This window comes from Nonomuraea sp. NPDC050786 (assembly GCF_040654115.1).
Classification (GTDB): domain Bacteria; phylum Actinomycetota; class Actinomycetes; order Streptosporangiales; family Streptosporangiaceae; genus Nonomuraea.
This window is the reverse complement of record NZ_JBFAHJ010000002.1, coordinates 26,139-51,662: the sequence shown is the minus strand read 5'-3', so window position 1 is coordinate 51,662 and position 25,524 is coordinate 26,139. Positions and strand designations below refer to the sequence as shown.

29 protein-coding genes and 1 pseudogene are annotated in these 25,524 nt (G+C 70.8%); 17 read left to right on the top strand and 13 right to left on the bottom strand.

The window, feature by feature from the left end:
- Positions 1-747 (top strand): lysophospholipid acyltransferase family protein, encoded by a 747-nt coding sequence (locus tag AB0H84_RS04600; protein WP_357598084.1) that lies wholly within the window; start codon positions 1-3, stop codon positions 745-747.
- A 158-nt stretch (positions 748-905) separates the two neighbouring features.
- Here AB0H84_RS04600 and secD read toward each other — a convergent pair whose 3' ends face one another.
- Positions 906-3,158 (bottom strand): protein translocase subunit SecD, encoded by a 2,253-nt coding sequence (secD, locus tag AB0H84_RS04595; protein ID WP_357598081.1) that lies wholly within the window; start codon positions 3,156-3,158, stop codon positions 906-908.
- A 38-nt stretch (positions 3,159-3,196) separates the two neighbouring features.
- On the bottom strand, positions 3,197-3,613 hold the full coding sequence (locus AB0H84_RS04590; RefSeq protein WP_357598079.1) for a hypothetical protein: 417 nt from the start codon (positions 3,611-3,613) through the stop codon (positions 3,197-3,199).
- 135 nt (positions 3,614-3,748) lie between these two features.
- Between AB0H84_RS04590 and AB0H84_RS04585 the strand changes: the two genes are divergently transcribed.
- The 7 genes from AB0H84_RS04585 (at position 3,749) to AB0H84_RS04555 (ending at position 9,358) form a co-directional block, all read left to right on the top strand.
- Entirely contained in the window at positions 3,749-4,123 is a 375-nt protein-coding gene (locus AB0H84_RS04585; RefSeq protein WP_357598076.1) for a hypothetical protein, read from the top strand.
- 241 nt (positions 4,124-4,364) lie between these two features.
- The gene (locus AB0H84_RS04580) at positions 4,365-4,493 is read left to right on the top strand and encodes a hypothetical protein (RefSeq protein ID WP_357598073.1); all 129 of its coding nucleotides are present in this window, start codon (positions 4,365-4,367) and stop codon (positions 4,491-4,493) included.
- Positions 4,490-5,266 carry a rod shape-determining protein gene (locus tag AB0H84_RS04575; protein WP_357598070.1) on the top strand — a complete coding sequence of 259 codons (777 nt, stop codon included), beginning with the start codon at positions 4,490-4,492 and terminating at the stop codon, positions 5,264-5,266. The genes AB0H84_RS04580 and AB0H84_RS04575 overlap by 4 nt, the downstream gene beginning before the upstream one ends.
- Before the next feature lie 216 nt (positions 5,267-5,482).
- Complete coding sequence (locus AB0H84_RS04570) at positions 5,483-5,824, top strand: TraR/DksA family transcriptional regulator (RefSeq protein WP_357598068.1); 342 nt, start codon at positions 5,483-5,485, stop codon at positions 5,822-5,824.
- A 55-nt stretch (positions 5,825-5,879) separates the two neighbouring features.
- Positions 5,880-7,487 (top strand): helix-turn-helix domain-containing protein, encoded by a 1,608-nt coding sequence (locus AB0H84_RS04565; protein WP_357598066.1) that lies wholly within the window; start codon positions 5,880-5,882, stop codon positions 7,485-7,487.
- Positions 7,488-7,614: 127 nt separating this feature from the next.
- A complete protein-coding gene (locus tag AB0H84_RS04560; RefSeq protein ID WP_357598063.1) occupies positions 7,615-8,859 on the top strand; it encodes an FAD-dependent oxidoreductase in 1,245 nt (414 codons plus the stop codon).
- Positions 8,860-8,971: 112 nt separating this feature from the next.
- Positions 8,972-9,358 carry a DUF4267 domain-containing protein gene (locus tag AB0H84_RS04555; RefSeq protein ID WP_357598060.1) on the top strand — a complete coding sequence of 129 codons (387 nt, stop codon included), beginning with the start codon at positions 8,972-8,974 and terminating at the stop codon, positions 9,356-9,358.
- A gap of 82 nt (positions 9,359-9,440) precedes the next feature.
- On the opposite strand, the gene AB0H84_RS04550 is transcribed toward AB0H84_RS04555, so the two are convergent.
- From AB0H84_RS04550 to AB0H84_RS04535, 4 genes are all read right to left on the bottom strand, one after another.
- Positions 9,441-10,031 carry a cyanamide hydratase gene (locus tag AB0H84_RS04550; protein ID WP_357598057.1) on the bottom strand — a complete coding sequence of 197 codons (591 nt, stop codon included), beginning with the start codon at positions 10,029-10,031 and terminating at the stop codon, positions 9,441-9,443.
- A gap of 121 nt (positions 10,032-10,152) precedes the next feature.
- A complete protein-coding gene (locus tag AB0H84_RS04545; RefSeq protein ID WP_357598054.1) occupies positions 10,153-10,617 on the bottom strand; it encodes a cupin domain-containing protein in 465 nt (154 codons plus the stop codon).
- A 231-nt stretch (positions 10,618-10,848) separates the two neighbouring features.
- A complete protein-coding gene (locus tag AB0H84_RS04540; RefSeq protein ID WP_357598052.1) occupies positions 10,849-11,772 on the bottom strand; it encodes an NADP-dependent oxidoreductase in 924 nt (307 codons plus the stop codon).
- A gap of 182 nt (positions 11,773-11,954) precedes the next feature.
- Positions 11,955-12,407: a hypothetical protein gene (locus AB0H84_RS04535; protein ID WP_357598049.1), complete on the bottom strand. Its 453-nt coding sequence runs from the start codon at positions 12,405-12,407 to the stop codon at positions 11,955-11,957.
- A 217-nt stretch (positions 12,408-12,624) separates the two neighbouring features.
- Here AB0H84_RS04535 and AB0H84_RS04530 point away from each other — a divergent pair.
- The 4 genes and pseudogenes from AB0H84_RS04530 to AB0H84_RS04515 all read left to right on the top strand — a co-directional run bounded on the left by AB0H84_RS04530 (position 12,625) and on the right by AB0H84_RS04515 (position 15,083).
- Positions 12,625-13,502 (top strand): annotated as a pseudogene (locus tag AB0H84_RS04530) (IS5 family transposase).
- On the top strand, positions 13,499-13,840 hold the full coding sequence (locus AB0H84_RS04525) for a DUF1524 domain-containing protein (RefSeq protein WP_357598046.1): 342 nt from the start codon (positions 13,499-13,501) through the stop codon (positions 13,838-13,840). The pseudogene AB0H84_RS04530 and the gene AB0H84_RS04525 overlap by 4 nt, the downstream one beginning before the upstream one ends.
- Before the next feature lie 390 nt (positions 13,841-14,230).
- Entirely contained in the window at positions 14,231-14,359 is a 129-nt protein-coding gene (locus AB0H84_RS04520) for a hypothetical protein (RefSeq protein ID WP_357598043.1), read from the top strand.
- 187 nt (positions 14,360-14,546) lie between these two features.
- A complete protein-coding gene (locus AB0H84_RS04515) occupies positions 14,547-15,083 on the top strand; it encodes a hypothetical protein (RefSeq protein WP_357598040.1) in 537 nt (178 codons plus the stop codon).
- Positions 15,084-15,278: 195 nt separating this feature from the next.
- Here the strand turns inward: AB0H84_RS04515 and AB0H84_RS04510 are convergent, their stop codons facing one another.
- The 4 genes from AB0H84_RS04510 to AB0H84_RS04495 form a co-directional block, all read right to left on the bottom strand.
- Positions 15,279-15,842, bottom strand: a complete 564-nt coding sequence (locus AB0H84_RS04510; RefSeq protein ID WP_357598037.1) for an RICIN domain-containing protein — start codon at positions 15,840-15,842, stop codon at positions 15,279-15,281.
- 157 nt (positions 15,843-15,999) lie between these two features.
- Positions 16,000-16,161, bottom strand: coding sequence for a hypothetical protein (locus tag AB0H84_RS04505; protein WP_357598034.1), 162 nt, complete (start codon positions 16,159-16,161; stop codon positions 16,000-16,002).
- 429 nt (positions 16,162-16,590) lie between these two features.
- Positions 16,591-16,818: a hypothetical protein gene (locus tag AB0H84_RS04500; RefSeq protein WP_357598032.1), complete on the bottom strand. Its 228-nt coding sequence runs from the start codon at positions 16,816-16,818 to the stop codon at positions 16,591-16,593.
- Positions 16,819-17,691: 873 nt separating this feature from the next.
- Positions 17,692-18,171, bottom strand: coding sequence for a MarR family transcriptional regulator (locus tag AB0H84_RS04495; RefSeq protein ID WP_357599613.1), 480 nt, complete (start codon positions 18,169-18,171; stop codon positions 17,692-17,694).
- A gap of 60 nt (positions 18,172-18,231) precedes the next feature.
- Between AB0H84_RS04495 and AB0H84_RS04490 the strand changes: the two genes are divergently transcribed.
- Positions 18,232-19,059 carry an NAD(P)H-binding protein gene (locus tag AB0H84_RS04490; RefSeq protein ID WP_357598029.1) on the top strand — a complete coding sequence of 276 codons (828 nt, stop codon included), beginning with the start codon at positions 18,232-18,234 and terminating at the stop codon, positions 19,057-19,059.
- A 525-nt stretch (positions 19,060-19,584) separates the two neighbouring features.
- Here the strand turns inward: AB0H84_RS04490 and AB0H84_RS04485 are convergent.
- Positions 19,585-19,872 (bottom strand): Imm51 family immunity protein, encoded by a 288-nt coding sequence (locus tag AB0H84_RS04485; RefSeq protein ID WP_357598026.1) that lies wholly within the window; start codon positions 19,870-19,872, stop codon positions 19,585-19,587.
- Here AB0H84_RS04485 and AB0H84_RS04480 point away from each other — a divergent pair.
- The gene (locus AB0H84_RS04480; protein WP_357598023.1) at positions 19,862-19,999 is read left to right on the top strand and encodes a phosphotransferase; all 138 of its coding nucleotides are present in this window, start codon (positions 19,862-19,864) and stop codon (positions 19,997-19,999) included. The two genes, AB0H84_RS04485 and AB0H84_RS04480, sit on opposite strands and share 11 nt — an antisense overlap.
- Before the next feature lie 144 nt (positions 20,000-20,143).
- Complete coding sequence (locus AB0H84_RS04475; protein ID WP_357598021.1) at positions 20,144-20,347, top strand: hypothetical protein; 204 nt, start codon at positions 20,144-20,146, stop codon at positions 20,345-20,347.
- Positions 20,348-20,367: 20 nt separating this feature from the next.
- On the opposite strand, the gene AB0H84_RS04470 is transcribed toward AB0H84_RS04475, so the two are convergent.
- On the bottom strand, positions 20,368-20,895 hold the full coding sequence (locus AB0H84_RS04470) for an MFS transporter (protein ID WP_357598018.1): 528 nt from the start codon (positions 20,893-20,895) through the stop codon (positions 20,368-20,370).
- A 57-nt stretch (positions 20,896-20,952) separates the two neighbouring features.
- On the bottom strand, positions 20,953-21,540 hold the full coding sequence (locus AB0H84_RS04465; RefSeq protein ID WP_357598015.1) for an isochorismatase family protein: 588 nt from the start codon (positions 21,538-21,540) through the stop codon (positions 20,953-20,955).
- A gap of 358 nt (positions 21,541-21,898) precedes the next feature.
- Between AB0H84_RS04465 and AB0H84_RS04460 the strand changes: the two genes are divergently transcribed.
- Positions 21,899-24,370, top strand: coding sequence for a haloacid dehalogenase-like hydrolase (locus AB0H84_RS04460; RefSeq protein ID WP_357598013.1), 2,472 nt, complete (start codon positions 21,899-21,901; stop codon positions 24,368-24,370).
- A gap of 432 nt (positions 24,371-24,802) precedes the next feature.
- On the top strand, positions 24,803-25,048 hold the full coding sequence (locus AB0H84_RS04455) for an acyl carrier protein (RefSeq protein WP_357598010.1): 246 nt from the start codon (positions 24,803-24,805) through the stop codon (positions 25,046-25,048).
- The last annotated feature ends 476 nt before the right edge of the window (positions 25,049-25,524 follow it).

The window sequence follows — 25,524 nt, the reverse complement described above, 5'->3', positions numbered from 1 at the left end:
ATGGCTGAGATCGTGTACCCGCCGGTGATCGCCGCCGCGCGGACCCTGTTTCGCGTGCTCGACGTCCGCTTCCACATGGAGGGTACGGAGCACGTGCCGAGGACCGGGGGAGCGGTGCTGGTGAGCAACCACATCAGCTACCTCGACTTCATCTTCGCCGGGTTCGCCGCCCTGCCCTCTCGCCGGCTGGTGCGGTTCATGGCCAAGCAGGACGTGTTCGACCACCGGATCTCGGGGCCGCTGATGCGCGGGATGCACCACATCCCGGTCGACCGGGGGGCGGGTGCGGGCTCGTACGCCACGGCCCTGCGCATGCTCAAGGCGGGGGAGGTCGTGGGCGTCTTCGCGGAGGCCACGATCAGCCGGTCCTTCACCGTCAAGGAGATCAAGAGCGGCGCCATCCGCATGGCCCAGGCCACGGGCACGCCCGTCATCCCGGTCGCGCTCTGGGGCAGCCAGCGCTTCTGGACCAAGGGCCGGCCGCGCGATCTCATGCAACGGCACATCCCGCTCACCGTCCTGGTGGGCGAGCCCATGCACCCCAAGCGCGGCGAGAACGTCAACGACCACGCGGCCGACCTGCACACCCGGCTGTCGGAGCTGGTGGACCGGGCGCAGCGCACGTACCCGGAGATCCCGCCGGGCGTCTGGTGGCAGCCCGCCCACCTCGGCGGCACCGCCCCGACCCCGGAGGAGGCGGCGGCCATGGACGAGGCCGAGGCGGAGGCCCGGGCCAAGAAGGAGTGACCCGCCGCCCGCCGCACCGGCCCGCGTCGGCGTGGCCGGGCCCCATGACCTGCAATCATCTCGGTCGCCGTGGCGGTAGGGGTGGCGGGACCCGGCAGGTTGAGGGAAGGGTGGTCAGCCCTTCCCTCGATGATGCCTGGAGGGATGTCCGCCCGCGATTACAGGACCGCGCCCGTGCCCTGCCGGTGACGCTTGCGCGGCGCAGGGGGCTGGGGCGGGGGCTGCTTGCTGAAGCGTTCGAGCTCGATCGCGAGCGGCCCGGCCACCAGCGATGAGGACGCGGTCCCGACCATGATGCCGACGATGAGCGCGATGGCGAAGTCCCGCAGGCTGTCGCCGCCGAAGACGGCCAGCGCGGTGAGGATGAACAGGGCCCCGAGGCCGGTGTTGACGGTACGCGGCACGGTCTGCAGGATCGCCGCGTTGACGACGTCGGCGAAGGGTGCCTGCCTCCGGGTCTGCCACAGCTCGCGGACGCGGTCGAAGACCACCACCTTGTCGTTGATGGAATAGCCGATGATGGTCAGCATGGCCGCCAGGAAGACCCCGTCGATGGGTCTGCCCAGCCAGGCGAACAGGCCCAGCACGGCGCCGGCGTCGACGACGAGGGCCAGCACCGCGGCGGCGCCGAAGGTCCAGCGGAACCTGGCGGCCAGGTAGATCAGCTGCGCCGCCAGCGCCACGGCAAGCGCGATGAGAGCGTTGCGGCGCAACTCGTCGCCCAGGCTGGGGCCGATGAGCTCGTCGCGCTGCTTGGTCACCTCCCCGACCCGTGTGTCGAGCGCTCGCTCGATCGCGACGACGTCGTCGGCGCTGATCTGCCCGGCCCGCACCGACACGGTGCTGCCGGAGACCTGTACGCCGGCCTCCGGGTGGCCGGCCTGGGTCACCGCCTGCCGCGCCGCCTCGGCGTTCACCGGCCGTGCGGCCGTGAACTCGGCCATCCGGCCGCCGGTGAACTCGATGCCGAAGTTCAGCCCGTGCACGACCAGGCCGGCGATGGCGGCGGCGACCAGGACGGCGGCCGCGGTCAGCCATCGCCGGCGCCCGGCCATGAGCTGCGGGTCGCGCCGGGTGATCCAGGTCCGCACCCGGCCGTGCGCCGTCAGTCCGGACAACCGGGACAGCCGCGGACCACTCCTGCTCATGAGGAAGTGGGTCAGGACACGGGTGATGAGCATGGCCGATGCGAGCGAGGCGAGGACGCCGACGGCCAGCGTCACGCCGAACCCGCGCACCGGTCCCGAGGCCAGCCAGAACAGCAGCCCCGCGGCCAGGAGCGTGGTGATGTTGGAGTCGGCGATGGCGCTCCAGGCGTTGGCGAAGCCGCGGTCGAGGGCGGCGCGCAGGCCGCGGCGCGGGGCGCGTCCGTACTCTTCGCGTGCCCGTTCGAAGACCAGCACGTTGGCGTCGACCGCCATGCCGATGGCCAGGACGAAGCCGGCCAGACCGGGCAGGGTGAGGGTCGCGCCGAGAGCCAGCAGGGCGGCGTAGGAGATGAGGCCGTACGCCGCCAGCGCGATGGTGGCCATCAGCCCCGACAGCCGGTAGGTCAAGGCGATGAACAGCGCGGTGAGCAGGACGCCGGCGATGCCGGCCTTGGTGCTGGCCTCGATGGCCTGCGCGCCGAGGGTAGGGCCGACGGTGCGCTGCTCGACCAGGGAGAGCGGGACGGGCAGCGCACCGCCCTTGATCAACACGGCCAGGTCCTGCGCCTGCTGGTGGGTGAAGGAGCCGGTGATCTGGGTGGATCCGCCGGGGATGCCGGTCTGGCACGGTACGCCGGCATCGACCTGGGGCGAGGAGATGATCTCGTTGTCCAGGACGATGGCGACGCGCCGCCGGGGATCGCCGGGGCTGTGACAGGCGGCCTCGCCGGTCAGTCGCTGCCAGGCGGCGGCGTCGCGGAAATCGACGGTGACGAACCAGCCGGGGCCCTGCTGCGGGTCGCTGCGGGCGGCGGCGTCGCTCACCCCGTCGCCGGTGATCGCGGCGGGGCCGAGCCGCAGGCGTTGCCCGGATTCATCGGCCAGGACCTGCCCGGTGCCGGGGGTGTCCGGTTGATCCAGCACCGGGTGGAAGGTGAGCTGGGCGGTCTTGCCGATGACGGAGGCGGCCTGGCGAGGGTCGAGGACGCCGGGCAGTTCGACGATGATGCGCCGCTCTCCGGAGCGGAGCAGCGTGGGATCGACCACGCCGAGCGCGTCGGCGCGCCGGCGCAGCACGTCCATGGCGCGGTCGGTGGCCTCGGCGTCGGCCTTTGTCGTGGGGGAGTCGCGGGTTTCGAAGACGAGTTGGGTGCCGCCGCGCAGGTCCAGACCCAGACGTGGCGGCGTGGTGACGGTAAGTAGCAGTGCGGTGGCGGCGAGAAGAAGCGCCGCCACCGCGCGCCAGAAAGGCGCGCGGGACATGAGAGCCTCCACGGGCTGTCGCAGAAGAAAAGGGAACGTCAGCGCGTGGTGGAGGGTGGCGCCCGTGCCGGAGCCCGGCGCGCGGCCGGCTGCGGCGCGGCGGCGCGGGGCGTGGTGAGGGTGGTGATGGGCCGCGCGGGCGGGTCGGGTTGCCCGCAGGACGGCAGCACGGCCGGCCACATCGGCAGCGCCGACAGGCCGCGGGCGAGGTGCGACCGGGGCACGGCCGCGTCCTGGTCGGCGTGCGCATCGGGACTGCTCCACCACGTCCACCAGGCAGCCGGGACTGCGGTGATGGATGCCGCGGTGGCGGGTGGTGCGGTGGCGTTCGGTGCGGTGATGGACGCCGCTGCGGCCGGTGGTGCGATGGCAGACGGATGGAGGCCGCCGGGCGCGGGGCCCAGCAGGAAGGCCGACACCAGCAGGAGCAGGACAGCGGGCAGCCTGCTGCGCACGTCTCCTCCTGGTGGATACGGGTGGGTGGGTGGTGTTGCGGCCACCGTACCCCCAAAGCCGGCGCCAGGCGCGCCCCTCACCCAGCGTGATGGCCTGACATGCCTTTTCCGGCGCTCTCGGCTATGGTCGGCCCTATGAGGGGACCGTGGAGAACACCACAAGGGTCCATCGCGCTCGCCGGCGTGATGGGCCTGGTCCTGCTGTCCCTGATACTGGCCGGCGTCTCGGCCTGGGCGAGCGGCGGCCCCGCCGTCGGGCAGAGCACGGCCTCCGCCCAGGCGTGGAGCACAGGCGGGTGGGACACCGACCTGTCCAGCCTGCCGCCGCAGGCGATCGGCGCCCGCGAGCATCACGTGCTGTCGCTGTGGCCTCCCATGCGCGGCGAACGCCACGCCGAGCACGCCCACCTGGCACTGCTGCCGTCGCCGGGCTCCGGCATGGACCCGCTCCGCGACCCTCAGCAGCTCGCGCACCGCACCGCGGGATCGCGCAGCCCGCCGCGCGCCTAGCCGACGTCCACCCCGTCGAGCTCCGCGGTTGCCACGCGCGCCGCGGAGCCTGACCACGCCGCCGCACGCCCGCCGCCGGACCCTTTCCCGGCGCCGCCGGTGCGTGTGGTCGCCGTACGACGTCACACGACCGTTCCCTTGGCAGGCAAGCGGCAAGACCGTCTTGCCTGGGTGGCCCCTGTCCGGGCTGCCCCTTCTTTGCCGCCGTTCCCTCGGCGTCAGTCAGGAGCCGATCATCGTCATGGTCGTTGTCGCAACAGTTCACGCCTGCCTGCGGCTGGAGCCCGCGTACCGGCCCGCCTGCTACCGGCCCGCCTGCTACCGGGCCACCGTGCGGGCCCACCCGGTGGCGCGTTGGAGCACGGGATGAGCCGGGCCCGGCGCTTGATGGCGCTCGACCTGGGCACCGCCCGCACCCGGTCGCTGGCCCTGGGCGGCCACGCCATCGCCGACCGGCCGTCAGTCATCGTGGGGCGGCGGTCCACCTGCGATGGGACGGATGTGGTACGGCCCATCCGGCACGGCATGGTGGCCGACCCGGCCGCCTGCCGGCGGCTGGTGCGCCGGGTGTTGCAGGACACCCGGCTCTACGACCACCGGCCCGTGGAGCGGGTGCTGGCCGGTGTGCCGGTGGCAGCCTCGCCGAGCGATCGCCGGGCGGTCCGCGCTGCGGTCGCCGAGATCGCCCGGTGCGAGGTGCGGCTGGTGGAGGAGCCACTGGCCGCCGCCGTCGGCGCCGGCCTGGACGTCCTCGATAGCCGGCCCCGGCTGCTGCTCGACGTCGGGGCGGGCATCGTCGAGGCCGTGGCCATCGAGGGCGGGGCCGTCGTGGAGGCGGTCGCGCTCCAGCTCAGCGCCACCACCGGCGTGGGGCTGGCCGCGTACGCGCTGGAGGGCGTCGTCGACATGACGATGGGCCTGCTCCGCAGCCTGCCGGCCGCCTCGCGCCCGGCCGCGCGCGAGCGGGGCCTGGTGGTCACCGGCGGCGGCGCGCAGCAGGAGCTGCTGCTGCGCCGCCTGCGCGCCACGCTGCGGCTCCCGGTCAACGCGGCGCTCCAGCCACAGCACGTCACCGTGCGCGGCCTGATGCGGCTGTGCCTCCAGCCGGCTCTGGCTGCCGCCCACGCTCCGCCCGCCCGCTGACGCGCTCAGGCTGTGCGTGCAGCCGGCTCTGGCTGCGGGCCAGGCAGCGCGCGCCCGCTGACGCGCTGAGGCTGTGCCTGCGGCCGGCTCTGCCTGCCGGCCGGGCGCCGCCGCCCGCTGACGCGCTGCGACCGGCGCGCAGGAAGTCCCTTGCACGGGCTTCCTCCCGCATCACCTTCTTGACGCCCACTCTTCGCGAGAAAGGATCAAACGATCATGACCGACGGTCACGTGAGCACCCACCTCAGCAGCGTGCAGCTGCAGTCGCTCCGCCAGGACCTGCAGGAGCAGCTGGAGCAGCGCCGGCGGCACCTGGACGCGCTGCGCGAGCAGGAGCGAGACAGCAACGGCGGCGACGGCACCTGGCAGGAGCTGGTCGTCTCGGTCACCGCCGCCGAGCGCGCCGTCGCCGAGCTGTCCCAGGCCTTCGACCGGCTGATGGCCGGCACCTACGGCAGCTGCGTGCACTGCGCGGGGGCCATCCCGTTCGAACGGCTCAAGGTCCGGCCGCTGGCGCGGACCTGCATCGACTGCCAGCGGCGGCACGAGGCCGCCTGACACCGCCAAGGGGGGCGGCGCCACCTGCCCCCCTTCGGCCCACCGGGAGCTGATCATGATTACTTTGGACCGTCTGGTGAACGTGCTCGGCGGGTACGGCGTGCGGTTGTGCGGCCGTCCCGAGACGCGCTCGGCATGGCTGCGCAGCGTGGCGATGCCGGAGTCCGGCGACCACCACGTCGCGGGCGACCTGCTCCTCGCCGTGGGCACCTGCTCGATCGCCGAGGCGGTGCGATGGGCAGTCGCCGCCAAGGCCGCGGCGGTCCTGGTCCGCCCCGACGCCCTCACCGAGGACGAGACGGCGGACGAGGCGGCGGACGAGGCGGCGGACGAGGCGGCGGACGAGGCGGATGTCGAGCGAGAGGCCGCCGCGCTCGGAGATCGGCACGGGGTAGCCGTGCTGCTGGCCGACGCCGCCGTCTCGTGGAGCCAGCTCGCCGGCATGGTGTACGGCCTGGTGCTGGAGAGCCGCGAGACCGCCTCGGGGCGCGGCCCGACCGACCTGTTCGCCCTGGCCGACAGCCTGGCCGACGTCATCGGGGGCGCGGTTACCATCGAGGACCGGCACTCGCGGGTGCTGGCCTACTCCCGCTCCCAGCAGGCCGGCGATCCGGCCCGGCTGGAGACCATCCTCGCCCGGCGGGTCCCCGACCGGCTGCGCGAGCTGTTCCAGCAGCAGGGAGTTCTCACCCGGCTGGCGGCGACGGATGAGCCGGTGTTCGTGCCCGCCGATCCCGGCAACGGCCTGACCGGGCGGATGGCGGTGGCGGTGCGGGCCGGCCGCGAGCTGCTCGGCTCGGTGTGGGTGACCTGCGAGCGGCCGCTGACCGGCGCACACCGCCACGCGCTGGCCGACGGCGCGCGCACTGTGGCGCTGCACCTGCTGCGCTCCCGGGCCAGCGCCGACCTGGAGCGGCAGGTGGAATCCGACCTGGTCATCCGGCTGCTGGAGGGCAGCGCCGACGCCGCGACGATGATCAGCCGGCTGGGCCTCGCGCCGCGAGCGATGCGGGTCATCGCGGTCCGCGCGACCACTCCCGATGATCGGCACGCCGCGCTGCTGCTGGCCTTCGAAGCGGCCACCGCCGGCTTCGGCTGGTCCCGGCCAGGGCGCAGCGCGCTGCTCGGCGACACGCTCTACACCATCCTGCCGACCGAGCGCGCCGAGGTGGCCCAGCGGTGGATCATGGCCCTGCACGCCGAGCTGCCCCTCCGGGTACGCGTCACGGCCGGGATCGGCGCGCCCGCCGAGGTCGCGGAGCTGCCCGCCGGCCGCCAGGAGGCCGACGAGTGCCTGGCGCTGCACGAGAGCGCCGAACCCGGCGCCGTCCCGCCCGCCTACGACGAGTCCTGGGACGACATCCTGCTGCGACGGCTGCGCGCGGCCGCGCGTACCGGGCGGACTCCCGCTCGCGGGCCGGTCTCCACGCTGCTGCGGTACGACGCCCGTCACGGCACCCGCTTCGCCGCCACGCTGCGGGCCTGGCTGGAGACCCAAGGCGACCTCGCGCTGGCCGCCGAGCGCCTCGGCGTGCATGCCAACACCGTCCGCAACCGGCTGCGCAAGATGAGCGAGCTCACCCCGCTGGACCTGGGCGACGCCCGGCAGCGCCTGGCCATGACCATCATGCTGGCCGCTTCTGAGGAGGACCCTCATCGGTGACCTGGTCCGGTGTTGTTCCGGATCCACAATCGCGGCGCCGCGATTGTCGCCCGCTCACAACGTCGCCGGTCGGTCTCCAAGCCATGCTGGCTGCGACACCGGCATTCGTACCCGTTGGAGGTTGGACATGGTCGGCAACTGGCCGCGATCGGTGATCGTGGTGGGCGCGGGCATCGTGGGCCTGTCGACCGCGTGGTTCCTGCAGGAGCGCGGCGTAAAGGTCGACGTGGTGGACCGCGGCGGCGTGGCGGCCGGCGCGTCCTGGGGCAACGCAGGATGGATCGCGCCGGGCCTGGCCATCCCGCTGAACGAGCCCGGCGTGCTGCGCTACGGCCTGCGCTCGCTGCTCGACCCGGCCGCGCCGCTGCACGTGCCCGCAAGTCTCGACCCCGGGCTGTGGAAGTTCCTGGCCCGCTTCGCCGCCAACAGCCACTGGCGCTCCTGGACCCGCGCCGCCCGCGCCAACGTGCCGCTCAACGACGAATGCGTCGAGGCGTACGAGGTGCTCGCCGCCAACGGGGTGTCCGCACCGGTCGTCGCGGCGCCGATCACCGCCGCTTTCCGTACGCCCCGCCAGGCCGAGAGCCTGCTGCGCGAGCTGCGCCGGCTCGAGGCAATCGGGCAGCCCGTCGAGCACACCATGCTGGACGGCGAACGGCTGGCCGAGCAGGCCCCGCTCGCCGGCGAGGCACTGACAGCGGGTGTGCGGATCGACGGGCAGCGCTACGTGGACCCGGGCGCCTTCGTGCACGCCCTCGGCAAGGCCGTCATGCGGCGCGGCGCCACCGTGTACGCCCTCGAGGTCGACGAGGTGCGCACCGACGACAGAAAGGTGGTCGTGCGCTCGGCCAAGGGCACCGTTCTGTCCGCCGACGCGGTGGTGCTGGCCACCGGCGCCTGGCTGCCCCGCCTGGCCCGGCAGTGGGGCGTGCGCGTCCCGGTACGGGCCGGCCGCGGCTACTCCTTCACCGTGCCGGTCGACCATGCCGTCCCCGGCCCCCTCTACCTGCCCGGCGTACGGGTCGCGTGCACCCCGTACCGCGACGGGCTGCGGGTGGCGGGCACCATGGAGTTCCGCGACCCGGACGCCCCGCAGGTGCCCGCCCGGCTGGAAGCCGTCATCGCCTCCGCCCGACCGCTCCTGCGTGGGGTGCGCTGGGAGGAACGTACCGACGTCTGGGTGGGGCCCCGCCCCATCACCCCGGACGGGCGACCGCTCATCGGCGCGACGGCGGCTCCCACCGTGTACGTGGCCGGAGGCCACGGCATGTGGGGCCTGGCCCACGGCCCGATCACCGGCCGGCTGCTCGCCGAGCAGATCACCACCGGCAAGCAACCCGCCGCTCTGGCCGACTTCGACCCCCTCCGCTGACGCGGACCGGTAGCCACGATAGTGATTCTAGCGCCGCTAGACAGGGGGTAACAGTGCGCGATAGTGTCGCTCGCGTACATAGCAGCGCTAGCTCCAGTTGGAGGCAACCCCCATGCTCAGGAAGCGCATCGGCACCGCGATGGCCGTCCTCGTCGTCCTCGCGCCGTTCATCTTCGGACTCAACTTCCTGTTCAACGGGTCCGGCGCCGCCTCAGGCTTCGGCATCACCCCGTGGCCCGAGGGTGACGCCGACGGCTACTTCATCGTCAAAGGCGTCCGTGACCTGACGGTGGCCCTCACCGCCCTGACACTCCTGCTGCGCGGCCACCGTCGCACGCTGGGGATCGCCATCTTGATCGCGACGTTGATGCCGCTCGGTGACGCGTACGCGGTGTTCACCCACGGCGGCACGCTCGTGCAGGCCCTCACCATCCATGTCAGCGCCGCCGTGCTCATGCTGATCGGCGCGGTACTGCTGCTGACCGAGAAGCAGCCATAGCCAGGACCGGACGCGATCACCACCGCGCCCGCGCAGATCGCGCCCGATGGTCAGGCCGCCCGGGAGTCCGCGGCCTTGGAGGTCAGGCGGGTGGGCGGCCTTCGAGAGGGTTGGCGGCGATCCGCCCCGCGACGTCGTTCCTGACCGATGCGGCTGCGGCGCTGTCCGGCTTGCGCCTCGCCTGGTCCTCGAAGCACGCCAGGAACTCCGCGCCGAATCCCAGCCGAGGATAGCGGGCGAGCATCCCGGCCCTGGCGTCCGGCGAGAACTCCTCCGGCCGCCGTCCGACCACCTCCCAGCTTGTCGCGACCTGCAGCAGGTGGGACTCGGAGTCGGTGGCCGGGGACACGTCGTCGCGCATGTGCAGCGTGATGATCTCGGTGGCCCTGGCGGCGCGCTCCGCGGGCCAGCCGGCCGCCACGCCGAAGGCCCAGGCCAGCTGCCCTCCCGCCGCCTCGAACGGCAGCCGATGGCTGTCGAAAGCCTCCGTCAGCCCCATGTCGTGGAGCAGCGCCGCGACGTAGTAGAGCTCGTCATCGAAGGCGATCCCGTGCGCCGTGCCGTACGCCGTTCCCCACAGGTAGGAGCGGACGCAGTGGTTGAGCAGGGCGGGCGAGTAGAAACGGGTGGCCACCGACAGCGCCGCCGCGGCGGCGGGAGTCTCCGGAAACATGGGCCCAGGTTGTCATCTGGTCGGCGGGTCTCGATGTCCGACCTTGGCCGCATGCCGGCGGTCGTACCCGATGCGGGGATCGCGCTGATCAAACCCGCGCCGTTGCGGCCGGCCGATGGCCCTACCTTGGCGGATCGTCGACCTTGAGCTTGTCTCCCGTGTTGGAGACGAAGATGACCAGCAGCTTCGCCGGTTGCGTCCGGCTGGTGTTCTCCGTGAGCAGGTGGTGGGCGCCCGGCGGCTCGACCCAGTTCTCGCCTTGGCGGTACGTACGCACCGGCTCGCCACCGAGCCGGCTCCGCACGTTGCCCTCGAGTACGTACGCGTAGACGAAGGCCTTGCCATGCCGATGCGGGACCGCGCGTGCGGCGGGGGGGAAGTTCACGATCATCGAGGTGAACGTCCTGCCCTTGGCATTGGGAAGAGCCTGTTCCAGGAGCAGCGATTGCGTCTCGGACGGTGGCTGCGAAACCGTGGCGGCCACCGGCACCTGGCCGATCGCTCGCTCTGCTGTGGGGGCGCATGCGACGCACGCGGCCACCATGGCGGCAGCCATAAGGCCACCGGCCAACCGTGCTCGGATCATGACGGCTCTCCTAAGCTGCTGCTTGCGCCTTTCAGGCGCACCGGGCGATCGCGAGGCGCCCCGGATTCCGCCCCCACACAGCCGAAGTCGTTCACCTGGTGATGGGTCTCGGTCAGGATGCTGTCCGAGCATGTGCGCGCCTAACCAGGGGCGGATTCAAGCCTTGGTGATCCGCCGCTCAAATGCCGCCGAGCCGACACGACGTCGCCGACGACTGAGCCGGCCTGCCGGCTATCCGCCTTCCACGACCCGGATGATCGTCTTGCCGGGGGTGCGCTGGGCGGGCGCGAACGCGGAGGGCGCCTCAGCGAGCGTCCGGACGGCGCCGACGATCGGGCGGAGCCGTCCGTCCCGGACCCGCCGTGCCAGGTCCGCGAGCCGGGCACGATCGGACTCGACGACGAAGAAGACGGCCTGCCCGTCACGCGGCCGGACCGTGGGCGGCGAGACGATGGTGACGAGCGTGCCGCCGGCGCGGACCAGCGCGGCCGAGCGGTCCAGGATGTCACCGCCGATCACGTCGAACACCACGTCGACCTGACCGGCATCTTCCAGGGGATCGGCCTGCAGGTCCAGGAAGGCATCCACGCCGAGGCCGAGTGCTGTGTCCCTGTCACCGGCCCTGCCGGTGCCGATCACGCGGGCTCCTGCCTCGCGTGCGAGCTGTGCCGCGATTGACCCCACACCGCCCGCGACGCCGTGGATCAGGACGGTCTGGCCGGTAGCCAGGCGGCCGTGGTCGAACAGGCCCTGCCACGCGGTCAGTCCTGAGATCGGCAGTGCGGCGGCCACGGTGTGGTCGACGTCGGCCGGCAGCGGCGCGAGGTTGCGGGCCTCCACCGCCACGTACTCGGCCAGCGAGCCGTTGCGGGTCCAGTCGGTCAGCCCGAACACCCGCTGGCCGACGGTCAGGCCGGTTGTTCCGTATCCCAGCTCGGCGACGACACCCGACACCTCATGCCCGGGAACGCTGGGCGTCCGGTCGTGGCCGGCGCGATCGGACCACGTTCCCGGCCAGTCGAGCTCTCCGGGGGTGAACCCCGCGGCATGCACCCGGACCACGACGTCGTTCTCGGCGGCGTGCGGGTATGGCTCTTCCGTCAGGGAAAGCCCGGCCAGACCGGCGGCGCGGTCTCGAACGGTGATGGCTTGCATGACGGGCCCCCGCCGTGGTGGAGATATCGAACAGGACGAACGTACAGGCGTTCTCCTCCCGAACGTGTCCCTGCCACGATGTGACGCGCGGTGTTGTTCTCAGAAGTGCCGTGCGTGCCACTCCTCGTGGCACATGCCTCAAGCAGCCCCCGAAGGGCGATGCCCGGTAATCGGCTGGGGCGTCAGCTCGTGCTAAGCGGTGCATTCTCCTCGGCATCGAGCTGGTGGTCCGCCCAGACGTAGCTTTCGGGAAGCAGGTCGGTGATGGAGACGGTGCGGAGTGCGTCGCCTGTGCCGACGATGACCTTGATGGCGGGGAAGTAGTCGAGAAGGACCTGGCGGCAGCGGCCGCATGGGGGCACGACACCTCGATCGCGGTCGCCCACGGCGACGAGGGTGTCCAGGTGGTAAATGCCCTGCGCGGCAGCCGTACCGATGAGGACCAGCTCCGCGCAGGGGCCGCCGGTGAAGTGGTAGGCGTTCACCGCCGTGACGATCCGGCCATCCCGGTCGCGGGCGGCGGCCGCCATGGTGTGGTTGTCGCCCCGGCAGCGTGTGGCCGCGACCTGCGCCGCAGCCTGGATCAGTTCATGGTCGACATGGTTGATCTGTGCAGTCATCTTCTCTGCCTTCATGTGGTGTCAGGCGGCGTTTTCGGGGCGACCAGACAATACGTCACAACGGGGCGAACGTTGCCTGATGCGGCACTAGGGCGTGTTTCAGAAGTGGGTTGAAGGTCGGCAACCGCGCGTGTGTGTTGAGTGTCGAAGATCGACAAAAGAAGAGGTCTCCGGTAGATGAGTCAACGACCAAGAAGACCATCTGCACGGAGACCTCGTGGACACCCTATCGGTGGCGGGGCGGGCCGTTCTGACCGATGCGCAGTGGGCGGAGCCGGAGCCGCTGCTGCCCGTCGGACGCAAGCCAGGACGCCCGCCGATCTGGACCAAACGGCAGCTCATTGACGGTATTCGGTGGCGTGTGCGGGTGGGTGCGCCATGGCGGGATGTTCCGGAACGGTACGGACGCTGGCAGACGATCTACGGGTTGTTCCGGCGCTGGTAGCGTGATGGCACCTGGCAGCGGATCTTGACCGCCTTACAGGCCCGGGCGGACGCAGACGGGCTGATCGCCTGGGATGTGAGCGTCGATTCCTCCGTCTGCCGGGCGCACCAGCATGCTGCCGGGGCGCGGAAAAGGGGGATCTGCAGGCCGAGCCCACCGGGCGGGGTGCAGACCGAACCGGCCGATCATGGGCTGGGGCGTTCGCGCGGTGGGTTGTCCACCAAGCTGCACCTGGCATGTGAGCAGGGCCGAAAGCCGCTGTCGATCGTGCTGACGGCCGGGCAGCGTGGTGACAGCCCGCAGTTCGCTGTGGTCTTGGCCGGCATCCGGGTGCCGCGCCTGCATAGTGGCCGGCCCCGTACCCGACCTGACCGGGTGCTGGCTGACAAGGCCTACAGTTCCCGCGCCAACCGCCGCCTCCTACGTCAGCGCGGGATCAAGGCGACCATCCCGATCAAGGTTGATCAGGCCGCCAGTCGGCGCAAGAAGGGGTCGAAGGGCGGGCGGCCACCGGCCTTCGATCCCGAGTTGTACGCCCAGCGTCACGCTGTGGAGTGCGGGATCAACCGGCTTAAAGGCCATCGGGCCGTGGCCACACGTTTCGACAAACTCGCCGTGGCTACGAAGCCACTATCCACATCGCCGCGATCAACGCATGGTTATGAACCCACTTCTGAAACACGCCCTGGTGCCGCTTGCAGAGGCGTGGGACTCCGGCGCCTACGACTGGACCGCCGCCGAGCGCCAGGACTACGCCAACGACCTGCGTGAACCCTGGCATCTGGTCGCGGTCACCGCCCGCTCCAACCGTCAAAAGGCCGACCAGGATCCCTCCATTTGGCAGCCGCCGTACGAGCCGGCCCATTGCCGGTATGCCGCCGAGTGGACCGCGATCAAGCCTCGCTGGCGGTTGTCCATCGACCCCGCCGAGCAGCAGGCCCTGACCGATCTCGCGGCCGCCTGCCCCACCCAGCACCTGCCCACGACGGACGACCAGCGCTGACCCCGCCTCAAGGAGCACTGTCGTGATCAGGACATCACATGCCAGGCCCGTAGCCGTCGCTTTGGTACTGGTGGGAGCGCTGACGGTCGGCACCGCCAGCCCGGCCGCGGCTTCCACGCCCCCGCCTCCGCCAGCCCTCAGCCAGCCACTCAAGGACACCCTAGCGGCGATCAAGGTCGGCTGTGACAAGGCCAGACTCGGCGCACTCAAAAGGGCGGCGGTCAATCACCCGGTGCTCCGTCCTGTCCTGGCAAAGCTCCCTGACTGCAGCGCTCTTGCGCACCTCATCGAACAAGTCCCGCTTGTAGGCGGTTAGCGCCTCACTGGTCTTGTCGGTCACGGGCTTGCCGGTGGGGGAGTGGCAGCTTCGCCGCACGCCGGGTGGCCGTCTTGGGTCGGGTAGGGGAACCCACCGCGAGCAATCACGACAGGCTGGCCGGTCCACGGCCGGGCGGCTTCGTCATCCCGCCGGAGTGGGCCGACGCGCTGGACCGGCACTTCCCCACCGCCGACCGGTAGCGCAGGCCTGCAGCGCGGAAACCGAGCACGTGCGCGGCGGCGAGTTGGTCGCGCACGTCGGCCGAAACGCCAGCGTCTTGTCCCATACACCAAGGTAACGTAAAGTGACATTGCGAATACAAATAGTAATCAGAATCTTCGGGGGGCTTCCCAGTGTCCATCGGCCATCCTGCGCCGGAGCGTCGCCATGACCCTGACGGTGGCTCTGGCGCTCACCATCCTCACACCGGCCGTCGCATCCGCCCGCCCGGCCGTATCCCAGAAGGTGCTGGCCGACACCTGTGATCCCGTCAGCGGCACGCGCACCTACTACTCCCTCTACAAGTGGTCGAAGGCCAACGCGAGGATATGCGTACAGGTCCAGCAGCGCGCCGACGGCAGCAAGGCCCTCTACGTCGATTACGCCGCCGACTTCTTCTACTACTGGGGCGCGGCCTGGTACTCCGACTGCCGAAACGCACAGGAGCAGTGCACGGTAAAGGGACGCTTCACCCTGCGAAGGGGCAATGGCGCCCTCGTGGAGCAGTCCAACTTCCTCAGCCACCCCGCTGGCAGCCGCCATGAGTACGCCGCGAAAACCTTCAACGTCGACAGCGGCCGCTGGCGCGTGGAGGCTACGGCAGAGAAGAGCACGGGGTACTGGGCATTCCACCGCACCCAGCCGGGCGAGGTAGAAGACGTGGTCCCGATGAACGACTTCGCCGTCGAAGTCGACGTCCCCTGACGACTTCCGATGGTGTGATACGGGGGCAGACCAAGTGCGAGAGAACGGGGCAGTAAGGCGCTGAGTTCCTGGTCAGAGCGTTCCGGCTAGGCCGGCGCAGGAACTTTCGGGGGTCCCCGAGGCAGCGCTTTGCGAGCCGGGAAGCCCCTGGTGATCCTCATGCGCTCCCCGGCTCGCTTCAGCTCGGCGGCTGACTTACCAGGTGTGACCTTCCCGGAGGAAGCGCCACAGTCGGTCGGAGGAGTTCTGGTCCCGGTTGAGGTAGAGGGTGTCCCAGCTTCCTGACCCCTGATAGGTGTCCAGGGTCAGCGCGATAGCGGTGTTGACCCGGGGGCGAAAGGCGCCCCACCCGGTGGGCTGACCGATGTCGGACTCCTCCGGGCGACGTGACCAGTCCTGCAACTGCGAGCCGTCGCAGGTACGGATCACGACCTTGGTGCCTGCCACAGGGCCGGCGATGGCGGGTTGCAGGCACTTGTTGGCCGCTTCGTTCTTGATCACGTAGTGGCCGTCCGCCTTGACCTCGAAGGTCCACTTGGCAGTGCGGTACTTCCAGCCCGGGTGACGCAGAGAGATCGCCTCGGCTCCCTCGGCGACGCTGTCGCCGTATGTGGCCAGGCGGCTGCCGTCCATCCGGTTGATGAACTCGCGGTTGGTCTGCGGCTCGGCATGCGCGGCGGGCGTGACTGTCAGCAAGGTGAGAGTCGATGTGGCCGCAGCTGCGGCGAGCGCGGCCATGCGGCCGGTGACGGATGTCACAGGGATGCCCCTTCTCGTGAAGAACTGGAACGGCCCGGGCCAAAGGATCAACGCGCGCAGTTACTGAAAGTAGCAATCAAGCGCAGTGAGTTACAGCATCCACGCTGTCTGGCGAGCCTCTTGCGTCCTTCGTGTCGGCCCCCTCGCGGACGCCTCCTTAGTGGTCTCCCGTGGGCGCGGTGACGGCGGTGAGCAGCGCGGGCAGCCCATCCACGCCAGCGAGGACCTCGCGGGCGCGGCTGCCCCGGGCCGGGCCGACAATCCCGAAGTCCTCCATCCGCTGCATGAACTGCTGCGCGGTCGCGAAATCGACCTTCATCACTCGCTGCCCCGTGCCCGATGAGAGCGGCCGCGGCGCGCAGCGCGTCGGCCAGGGCCACGGTCGGCTCTGGATGGGTCACCGTGAGAACGTCGCACGCCTCCGCCATCCCGAGCGCGCTCTCCCGGTCCAGCCGCGCCTCACCGTCCACGTTCGGGCCCATCGTCAGCACCAGAACCTCCGGCTTCCCGATGGAGACCTGATCGATCCGGCGCACCGCCACGGTGACAGAGAACCCGGGGTCGCACTCGATCCGCTTGAGCGCCCGCTGGTGAATCGTGCCGCCCTCCCGATGATCCGACACAGAGGCGTCACACCACGGCGGACAGGCCGGGGTCGCGCGTGCGCGCGCGTTAGCCTCCCGAAACTCCCTGGGCGGGGTCTGGCCTTTGGTCAAAGCTGCGTGGAGGTGAGCAGTACCGGTGGCCATCAGATGTCACGTCCCGGGCGGAGGTTGCGGAGGTGGGCGGCGACGCGCTGGGCGTCGTACTCGTCGAAGTAGCGGCCCATGGCCTCGACGGTGGCGACGGCGATGGCGATCTGGTCGTCGGGCACGTCGGGGGCCTGGGCGCGGATGAGCTCGGCGGCCTTGTCCTGGGGGACGGGGGTGCGTTCGATCATGCCGCGGTGCGGGTCCACGCTGGCCTTCCGAGCCATGCGGACGGTCTCGGGGTGGCGGGTCTTGAGCTCCAGGCGGACACGGTCAAGGGTGCGGTGGACCAGGACCTCGGGGCGTGCGTGAGGACATAGTCGAGGACGGTCAGGTCGGCGGCGGACACGCCGGCGAACGAGGACACCTGTGTGTCGCTCTTGTTGGGTTCGCCCCAGGGGGCGCGGACGGTGATCTCGCGCGGGTTGTCGCGGGTCGGCTCGTTCATCGGGGGAGTCCCTTCCTGCGTCCGTGGACGCGGACGGCGGCGACGATGAGCGCCGCGGCGGTTTCGGCGTCGCGGGCGCGGGCCGGGGGAGTTCGACGTAGAGGACGGTGGCGTTGGGGTCGGGGAAACCGTCGTACGCCTCGTCGAGGTAGGAGGCGGTGACGTGGCCGGGGAGTTGGTGCTCGGGCCGGCGGGAGTGGTAGGCGATGCCAGAGCCGACCCAGCAGCCGTTGTGGCCGTCGCCGTCCCAGGCGAGCCAGGCGAGGGTGTGGCTGTGGTTGAAGTCGGCGGTCAGGCCGGAGATGCCGACGATCTCCTGGGTGAGCGCGGCGCGGAACGCGGCGTGTGGTTCGGCTCAGATCTCGTCCATGCGTTCGCGGCTGGTGCCGGCGGCCGGGGCCTGGATCGTCAGAACCTGCCATCCGCCACGGACCCGCGTGACCAGGCCCGTGGCGTACAGGGCGCGCACACCTACGACTGGGGCACCGGCCCGCCGCCCCGTTCGCGACCAGAGAGAAAGGAGGAGCGGCGGACCTCGCCCGACGATGAACGCCGTGCCCCGCGATGTGAGGCCGGCGAGAATCGCGGCAGCCGAACTGTCAACACGCCTCCGGAACGCGAAGCGGCGCCCTGCCCCGACCGGTTTCGCTCGTCACCAGTTCCGCACCTCATGGGCCCACGCGGTCAACCCCGCCACGAACCCCTGCCTGTCCTGAGGCGAGAGCTTGTCCAGGACGCGCAGCAGAGGCGCGGCACGGAGGGCGACGAACCCCTCGACCATGGCCCGATGGTGAGGGGCAAGCGACACCAGGGTGCGGCGGCGATTGGCCGGATCCTCCCGGCGCTCGACCAGGCCGGCCCGGCTGAGGTCGCCGACGAGCTCGCTCGCGGTCGTCAGCGACATGCCCATCCTGTCGGCCAGTTCGCTCACGCTCAGTGAGGGTTCGACCGTCAGCTGTGGAATGACCGCGCCGTGCCTGGCGGTGAGCCGATGGCTGCGGAAGAGCTCCCGTAGGGAGTCCGGCATCTCAGCCTGGGCTCGCCGGAAGTAGGCCTCCACCAGGGGCACGAAGCCAAGGGCTTCTTTGACCTCCTCCGGTCGTGGCAGTCGAGGGGGCGGGACGTCATCCATCACAGCCACAGGATACAGTCCTTATATCCAAACAGTTCGGATATCCGAAGTGAGGTAGACGTGATACTGGTGACAGGGGCGACAGGTAACGTCGGCCGCCATCTGGTGAACCTGCTGCTCCAGGCGGGCGAGCAGGTCCGAGCGATCAGCCGGAACCCCGAGCGGGCCGACCTCCCCGAAGGCGTGGAGGTGATCAGAGCCGACATGTCCCGAGAGGAGGACCTGCGTGCCGCGCTGCAGGGAGCGGACCGCGCGTTCCTGTTCCCGGCCGCCGGTCAGGTGCACGGCTTCCTGTCCGAGGCCGCGAAAGCAGGCCTCGGGCACGTGGTGCTGCTGTCCGCGCTGGCGGTGACCATGAAGCAGGCGGGCGTGATCGGCAGCGTCCACGCCGAGTACGAGCAGGCCGTGGCCGGGTCAGGGCTGCCGTGGACCTTCCTGCGCCCTGGCGCGTTCATGGCGAACGACCTGCGGTGGGCGCCCGGCGTCAAGAACGGCGGCGTGGTGCGCGCTCCCTTCGCCGAAGCCGCGACCGCGCCGATCGACGAGCGCGACATCGCCGCGGTGGCCGCACGGACGCTACTCGACGACGGGCACGCGGGCAAGGCATACGCGCTGACGGGGCCCGCCTCCCTGACGACGGCCGAGCGGGTACGGATCCTCGGCGAGGCCCTCGGCCGCGACCTGCACCTCGAGGAACTGTCCCCCGAGCAGGCCCGCGAACAGATGATCACGCAAACCCCCGCAGCGGTCGTGGACTCGATCCTCACGCTGTTCGCCTCGTTCGTCGGCAGGCCCGCGGATGTGTCGCCGGCCGTGCGGGAGCTGACTGGCAGCGCTCCGCACACCTACGCCGACTGGGCGGCCCGGAACGCCGCGGCGTTCCGCTGACACAACCCTTCCGGAGCCTGGCGCCTGATCGTCACGGCCGCCACGACGGCTACGGTCTCGGCCTTTGCCATCGCGGCCGCCGTCACCGAGATCAGCGCCGCCCGCCGACTCCTCGAGCGGCGCGTTGACCGCACAAACAGCCACCCCAGGATCAGGCGGACCGGGCAGGGCTAACAATCGCGTGTACCTGGCGACAGCGTCTTTGACGACAGTCTGTGATCACACCAGCGCGTGACGGCATAGGGGGCTGCGGTTGGCGTTGATGATGGTGGCAGTAACGCCAACGCCGCCGCGTCTTCAACCTGGAGATGCGCTACGACGCCCGGCACCAACGTCGTCGGTCCGCCGCTCTCAGCGCACTCACGCCGCTTTGCCGGACGGTTCGCCGCGTCACGGCACAGGGCCTACCTGGTGGACGTCCCCGCCGAGGAGGCAGCTCTTCGGCCGGTGCGGCGTGAAGTCGCCGGGGGCAGCGTCGCCACTAGGGAAGGTTGAGGAGCGGGGCCGTGGCGTGGCGTGCGCGGATCAGTCGTCGAAGTCGAAACCCGCAGCCTCGGCCGCGGCGATAAGCCCGCGCACCCGGTCACCATCCGTGGCGACCGCGCTCATTAGCTCGGCCAGATCCTGCAGCGCCTTTTGATCGTCGCCGTAGGCCCAGAACATGCCGGCCTCCGAGTCGGACTGGAATCGAGCCTCGAGACCTCGTGGAGGCGAGGTGAACCCCACCGGGAATGGGCGGCGCTCACCTTGCTCGCCGAACACGCGCCCGACCTCGCGCCCGCGCCCGTCGAGGCCGTGCTGGATGCTCACCATCGTGATGACCAGGCTGCCCGGCCGCATCCTGCGCGGCGAGCACGCCACCGGGGAGCAGATCAAGGCCATGGCCGCCGCTCTGAACCGGCTGCATCAGATCCCGGCCCGCGTGGTGAAAGAAGTCTAGCCCGCCCCGTGGGGCCCGCAGCAGCCATAGACAAGGCCCGCTTGTGGGCCGACGAACAGCCGGCCCTCGGCCATCCAGCAAGAGGCCCCATCGGTATGGCTCTTTCCGGGCTACGCGGTCGGAACCCCTCGCTCCACGCAGACCTTGTCGCGCAGACTCCATGCCGCCGGGCTGCCAGCCCAACTAGTCCGTAATGCCGCGCTGCTCAGCCTCGCCGCTGACCTGCCCGCCTCCGTGCTCAGCACGCTGCTGGGCATCAGCATCACCTCAGCGCTGCAATGGACGCGGCGCGCCGCACGCGATTGGAACGCCTATCTGGTCACACGCACGAACGAGGAAGATCGCTGAGAAGGTCGCCGAACGGCGATTCACCGGCGGGCGGTGGCGGCGATGGAGATGGCCACGTCGACCATGCCTTGGGTCTTGGCGCGGCGGGCCAGGGGAGCGGCGTCGGTGATGATGGCGGTGCCGGAGACCAGGCCGAAGTTCCAGCCGAGTCCGAGCAGGGCCAAGGCGAGGGCGAGCAGGGTGACGGAGTCGCCGGGCGCGGTGGCGGCGACGATGCCGGCGGCCAGGAGGGTGAGGCCGGAGGCGGCGACGGTGAGGCGACCGTAGCGGTCGACCAGCCATCCGCTCATGGGTGAGGGCAGGTACATGGCCGCGACGTGAATGGCGATGACGAGGCCGGAGGCGGCGGTGCCGTGGCCATGGTCGTGCATGTGCACGGGCGTCATCGCCATGATCGCGACCATGACGAGCTGGGTGAGGATCATGACCAGGGCGCCCAGCAGTACCCCGGGTGGCCGCCGTTCGGCCTCGTCGAGCTGTCCCTCGAGCATGCCAGAAGTGCCGGGTGTGGTGGTGGTCGTCGTGGACCCGGGGGCCGTGATGATCAAGGTCAACGTTGTTTGGGGCGAGTGGCGAAGCCCGGCGAGCAGGCCGGGCCGGTCTGTTCAGGCGAGGACAGGTTCGCCGCTCAGCGTGACACCGGCCTGGCGCATTTCGTCGAGTGCGGTGCGGGTGGTGTCGGCTGCGACGCCGGCGGTGTAGTCGAGCAGGACCCGCACCGCGAAGCCCGCGCGTGCTCCGTCCAGAGCGGTGGCCTTCACGCAGTGATCGGTCGCGATGCCGACGACATCGAGGTCGGTGATGTCACGGGCCTTCAGCCAGTCTGACAGTTTTGTGCCGTCCTGGGTCGAGCCCTCGAAACCGCTCTTGGAGGCGGAGTGCGCACCCTTGAAGAAGACCTCGTCGACGTACCCGGAGTCGACGGCGGGCGCGAAATCCGGATGGAACTCGCCTCCCTCGGTGCCGGCGACGCAATGCACGGGGAATGAGTCGTGGAAGTCGGGGTTGTCGGAGAAGTGGGCGCCTGGGTCGATGTGGTGGTCACGGGTGGCGACGACGAAGGCGTACTGCCCGTCGGCGCGCCGGACCAGCTCGGCGATGGCGGCAGCTCGGTCCGCGCCGCCCTTCACCGGAACGCTGCCGCCCTCGCAGAAGTCCTTCTGCACATCCACGATGATCAGTGCACGACTCACAAGAATCCCCTTTCTCTGGGCGAACCTCTCCGGTGATCGCCCTTCCGCCGAGAGGCGGGCACGCCACTCGCTGGACGTTTGGCCGGCTCGGTAGGGCGTGCAGGGCGGTTCGCCCCTCCGGATGCAGGCCACCATATCCAACCGATTGTAACTTTAAGTGGAGGCGTATTCACTGTATGTACTCGCATTGTTGGCCCAGAAAGGGCTGGAACCGCACGTCTGCGTCAGCCGGCGCCGGCGCCTGCTCGGGGATGGAAGTGGGCCCGGAGACGTCCAGGGAAGCCGATCTACCCGTAGATTCAGTATGCGGAGGGTAATAGGATAGCAACGTTGAGTTGCCTGCCTCGGGAGGAGAGGCATGCGGGTGGCGGTGCTGGATGTGGACGGCACGTTGGTGCCGGATACCTTGGCCGGGTCGCTGCCCGCCATGCTGGCCGCGCGCGGATGGTGTCCCCCTGACCGGCTGGCCAGGCTGCGCCAGGCCATGGCCGGCAGCGACCCGGAATCGACCGCAGCCGCAATGCGCGCCAACGAACTGTTCGCCGCTTCGCTGACCGACGTGCCCTGCCGGGTGGTGGCTCAGGTGGTCGCCGAGCTGTGGCAGGTCAGACGCGGCCGCGTGTTCCCCTTCGTCCGGCCGATGGTGACCGCGCTGCGCCGGGCGGGCTTCACCGTGATGCTCATCTCCGGCGGCCCGCACGACATGGTCGCGCATCTGGCCGCCGAGCTGGGGATCGAGCTGTTTTGCGGCACCCGGTTCGCTGAGGAAGACGGCCTGTACACCGGCGAGGTCGCCGGTACGGCCCTGTCGGCCAAGCACGACGTGGTGGCCGACCTGGCCGGCGGGCGGAGGGTGAGCTGGTCATCATCGATGGCGCTGGGCAACTCCCTCGGCGACGCCGACGTGCTGCGCCGGGCCGGGCACCCCATCGCCTTCGAAGCCTCCCCGGCCCTGCGCCTGCTGGCCGCCGAGCACGGCTGGCCGCTGGCTGATCGCCACAGCCTGCCTGCGGTCCTGCGCAACAGACTCGGCCTGGACCAGCCGCCTGAACCCGGCCCCGAACCGCAGCCCTACCCGCAGCCCTGCCCGGCGCCTGGGCCGGTGCCGTCCTTGATGCCTGGAGCGGTGCCGGTTGGACGACCAGGCCGGCCGCCAGGCGCCGCTCCGCGCCCAGGTCCTGGCCCTGCGTCCGTCCCTGTACCCGTCCCTGTGTCAGCTGCTGGGTCTGTCGCTGGGCCTGCCGGTGGGCCACGAGTGAGCGGGGAGGCGGTGCGCCGAGCGGCGCAGCGGCTGAGCGAACGCATCCTGGCCGAGGTCTCCGACCGCGGCGCCATCAAAGGCGCCACCGGCAGCCGGGCGATCGAGTCCGCGTTGCTGCTGACCCTGCTGCGCCGCGAAGGGCGGCTGCCGCACCGGCAAGCCCGCCTGCACGCCTACCTGGCCCGGTGCGCGCCGGCGGCCGAGCCGTTCGAGGCCGCCGTCATCAACGCCACCCTGCACGGCATCACCATCGGCGAACGCGAGCGTGAACGGCTCATCGACGCCACCTTCCACCGCGCCGAACAGCATTCCTCGGCCCGCAAGAAGCTCGCCCTGGCCGCGATCCTCGCCGCGGTCGGGCCGGAGCCGTTCCAGGTGCACGCCCCCTCCGAGGCGTTCGAGCACCGCGGCCAGACCACCTGGACCCGGCTGCGGCTGATGGCCATCCACCTGCTCAACACCGCCGACCCGGTGGCGCCCGAACTCACCGCGCGCCTGCTGGCCACCACCGAGCACGGCCAGCGCCGCGGCGTGATCGAGCACATGACCTTCTCCCATCTGTTCGCCCTGCTGGCGCTGCACCGCGTGCTGCCCGGCCATCCGGTGATCAGCGACGGCATCGGCCACCTGGTCGCCGCCCTCAACCCCGACGACGGGCTGCCGTTCATCACCAGCGAAGAGATCTTCGCCACCGCCACCGCCGGACTGGCCCTGACCCGAGCCGGCGCCTGCCCGCCCACCATCACCGCCATGGCCGACTATCTGGCCGGGCAGCAGGCCAGCGACGGAGGGTGGCCGTATGCCGAAGGCGTGCGGCAGACCGACACCGACAGCACCGCCCACGTCCTGGCCTTCCTGCACGCCGTCGACGCCGACCGCTACCGCCGGCCGATCGAAGCCGGCCGCGCCAACCTGTGCCGCTTCATCGGCCCCGGCGGCGGCGTGGCCACCTACCACCCCAGCCACCCGCCGGAAGCGGCGATGACCGCCAACACCGCCCTGGTGCTCACCCCCTACCGGCACGCCCACGCCGCCCCGCTGCACCGCTCGATCAGCTTCCTGCTCGACACCCAGCAACCCGACGGCACCTTCGAACGCAGCTGGAGCCTCAGCGAGGCCAACGCCATGTTCCGCGCCATTCATGCGCTCCGCGCCGCCTACCAGCACCACCCCATGGCCCACCACGGCCGCCTGCAACCCGCCATCACCGCCGCCGAAGGCCGCCTGCTGGCCACCGCCCACACCGACGGCGGCTGGGGACAAACCCCCGCCGAGCCCAGCGACCCGATCAGCACCGCCTATACCCTCACCGCACTGGCACCCGCCCACCAGCACACCGCCACCATCGAGCGCGGCCTGACCTACCTGCTGCGTCACCAGGACGCCGACGGCGGCTACACCACCTCCATCTCCGACCAAGCCGCACCCCGCCCGCTGCGCTACAGCGTGCCCGTCCTGACCAACAACTTCGTGCTGCTGGCCCTGACCTACCTGCATCCCGGCCTGCACCTGAGCAGCCCGCACCGCGGCGGGCGCGGCCCCGCGCGCCAGGATCGTGTTCGGCGGTGATCCCCCCGGGGCCGGGGCCCGGTGGTAATCGCGGATACGGCAGAACGGGCCGCCGCCTGGCATCGGCCCTGGCCCGAGGCGGCCGGACGTCGACGCCGGACGTCGATATCCGCCTGACTTCGGCAATTGCTATCGGGCCCCGAGACGCAAGACAGGGTAGCCGCAGCGGCGAGCCGACGACCGCGACCTGGGTCGAGTTGTCCAGTTGATGTCAGCGGTTGATGTCAGCGGCGGGTCCCGGGCGGGTCACGGAGGTCTTCTCCCAGGTGTGGCCGCAGCCGCCGCCACGGAACGCTAGGTAGCCCCGCTGCGAGGAAGGTCTGACATATGAATCCTTGGCAAGGGGCGTGACCTGCGCATGTCGAACCGCCAATTGAGTGATCTCGCGTGAGAGGCTCGAGGCGATTCGTCCGGCGAGCCAGGGGGGGCTACGTGACCACCGAGACCACTATCGAAGCGCGGGTAAAAGAGATCGTCGCCGAACAGCTCGACCTCACGAGGGAGGTGAACCCCGTGGCCTTGCTCATTGATGACCTCGGAGCCGACGATCTGGCCATGGCTGAGATCATCGCGGCCCTGGAGCAGGAGTACAACCTGGAGATCCCCGCGGGGGACGCCAAAAATATCCGCACTGTCAACGATGCGATCGCATACGTCCGAATGCGAGCACAGCGCTAGGAGTGGTAGCGGTCCGCGTGCACGGAAGTCGGGATCCCGGTCCCGCTTCGCGAGGGGCCACTGGCCCCTTTCTACCGTCCTTGGCGGGCGGGAGCATGTTCGGGAGCGGGCCGCTGCCTACGTCTGCGGCGCCCTCACATCAGGGCAGGCCAGGGCAGGTCAGGGCATATCCGTTGGATTTCCGCGATGACCACCGGAATCGATGTAGCAGCCCGGCTGGTCAGGCCGGGTCATGCCAGCATGCGACCGGCAACGCGGCCGCGTTCCGGGTCCGCCGGCACCGCTCAGCGCTGCTGCAGCCCGGCTCGTCGCCGACCGGCTCGACCGGGACCAAGTGGTGCCGCTTGGCCGGGTCGCCGGCGGCAGCCTCCCACGCCTGGTCGCGCCGATCGCCTTGGTACCGTCCCGGCGACCTCGCCGGTAGGAGCCACGACGTTCCAGCGGTGGCGGTCGTGGTCGGCCTGGGTTGGGGCCAG

What these genes read in the sequence shown, in the direction of transcription:
- AB0H84_RS04550 (WP_357598057.1), bottom strand. Translation starts at nt 10,031, where the DNA reads ATGTTTCCGGAGACTCCCGCCGCCGCGGCGGCGCTGTCGGTGGCCACC.
- AB0H84_RS04535 (WP_357598049.1), bottom strand. Translation starts at nt 12,407, where the DNA reads ATGAAGGCAGAGAAGATGACTGCACAGATCAACCATGTCGACCATGAA.
- AB0H84_RS04460 (WP_357598013.1), top strand. Translation starts at nt 21,899, where the DNA reads ATGCGGGTGGCGGTGCTGGATGTGGACGGCACGTTGGTGCCGGATACC.
- AB0H84_RS04585 (WP_357598076.1), top strand. Translation starts at nt 3,749, where the DNA reads ATGAGGGGACCGTGGAGAACACCACAAGGGTCCATCGCGCTCGCCGGC.
- AB0H84_RS04545 (WP_357598054.1), bottom strand. Translation starts at nt 10,617, where the DNA reads ATGATCCGAGCACGGTTGGCCGGTGGCCTTATGGCTGCCGCCATGGTG.
- AB0H84_RS04500 (WP_357598032.1), bottom strand. Translation starts at nt 16,818, where the DNA reads ATGGCTCGGAAGGCCAGCGTGGACCCGCACCGCGGCATGATCGAACGC.
- AB0H84_RS04565 (WP_357598066.1), top strand. Translation starts at nt 5,880, where the DNA reads ATGATTACTTTGGACCGTCTGGTGAACGTGCTCGGCGGGTACGGCGTG.
- AB0H84_RS04560 (WP_357598063.1), top strand. Translation starts at nt 7,615, where the DNA reads ATGGTCGGCAACTGGCCGCGATCGGTGATCGTGGTGGGCGCGGGCATC.
- AB0H84_RS04480 (WP_357598023.1), top strand. Translation starts at nt 19,862, where the DNA reads ATGCTCACCATCGTGATGACCAGGCTGCCCGGCCGCATCCTGCGCGGC.
- secD (WP_357598081.1), bottom strand. Translation starts at nt 3,158, where the DNA reads ATGTCCCGCGCGCCTTTCTGGCGCGCGGTGGCGGCGCTTCTTCTCGCC.
- AB0H84_RS04570 (WP_357598068.1), top strand. Translation starts at nt 5,483, where the DNA reads ATGACCGACGGTCACGTGAGCACCCACCTCAGCAGCGTGCAGCTGCAG.
- AB0H84_RS04505 (WP_357598034.1), bottom strand. Translation starts at nt 16,161, where the DNA reads ATGAAGGTCGATTTCGCGACCGCGCAGCAGTTCATGCAGCGGATGGAG.
- AB0H84_RS04540 (WP_357598052.1), bottom strand. Translation starts at nt 11,772, where the DNA reads ATGCAAGCCATCACCGTTCGAGACCGCGCCGCCGGTCTGGCCGGGCTT.
- AB0H84_RS04575 (WP_357598070.1), top strand. Translation starts at nt 4,490, where the DNA reads ATGAGCCGGGCCCGGCGCTTGATGGCGCTCGACCTGGGCACCGCCCGC.
- AB0H84_RS04580 (WP_357598073.1), top strand. Translation starts at nt 4,365, where the DNA reads ATGGTCGTTGTCGCAACAGTTCACGCCTGCCTGCGGCTGGAGCCCGCG.
- AB0H84_RS04555 (WP_357598060.1), top strand. Translation starts at nt 8,972, where the DNA reads ATGCTCAGGAAGCGCATCGGCACCGCGATGGCCGTCCTCGTCGTCCTC.
- AB0H84_RS04515 (WP_357598040.1), top strand. Translation starts at nt 14,547, where the DNA reads ATGACCCTGACGGTGGCTCTGGCGCTCACCATCCTCACACCGGCCGTC.
- AB0H84_RS04495 (WP_357599613.1), bottom strand. Translation starts at nt 18,171, where the DNA reads ATGGATGACGTCCCGCCCCCTCGACTGCCACGACCGGAGGAGGTCAAA.
- AB0H84_RS04525 (WP_357598046.1), top strand. Translation starts at nt 13,499, where the DNA reads ATGAACCCACTTCTGAAACACGCCCTGGTGCCGCTTGCAGAGGCGTGG.
- AB0H84_RS04600 (WP_357598084.1), top strand. Translation starts at nt 1, where the DNA reads ATGGCTGAGATCGTGTACCCGCCGGTGATCGCCGCCGCGCGGACCCTG.
- AB0H84_RS04485 (WP_357598026.1), bottom strand. Translation starts at nt 19,872, where the DNA reads ATGGTGAGCATCCAGCACGGCCTCGACGGGCGCGGGCGCGAGGTCGGG.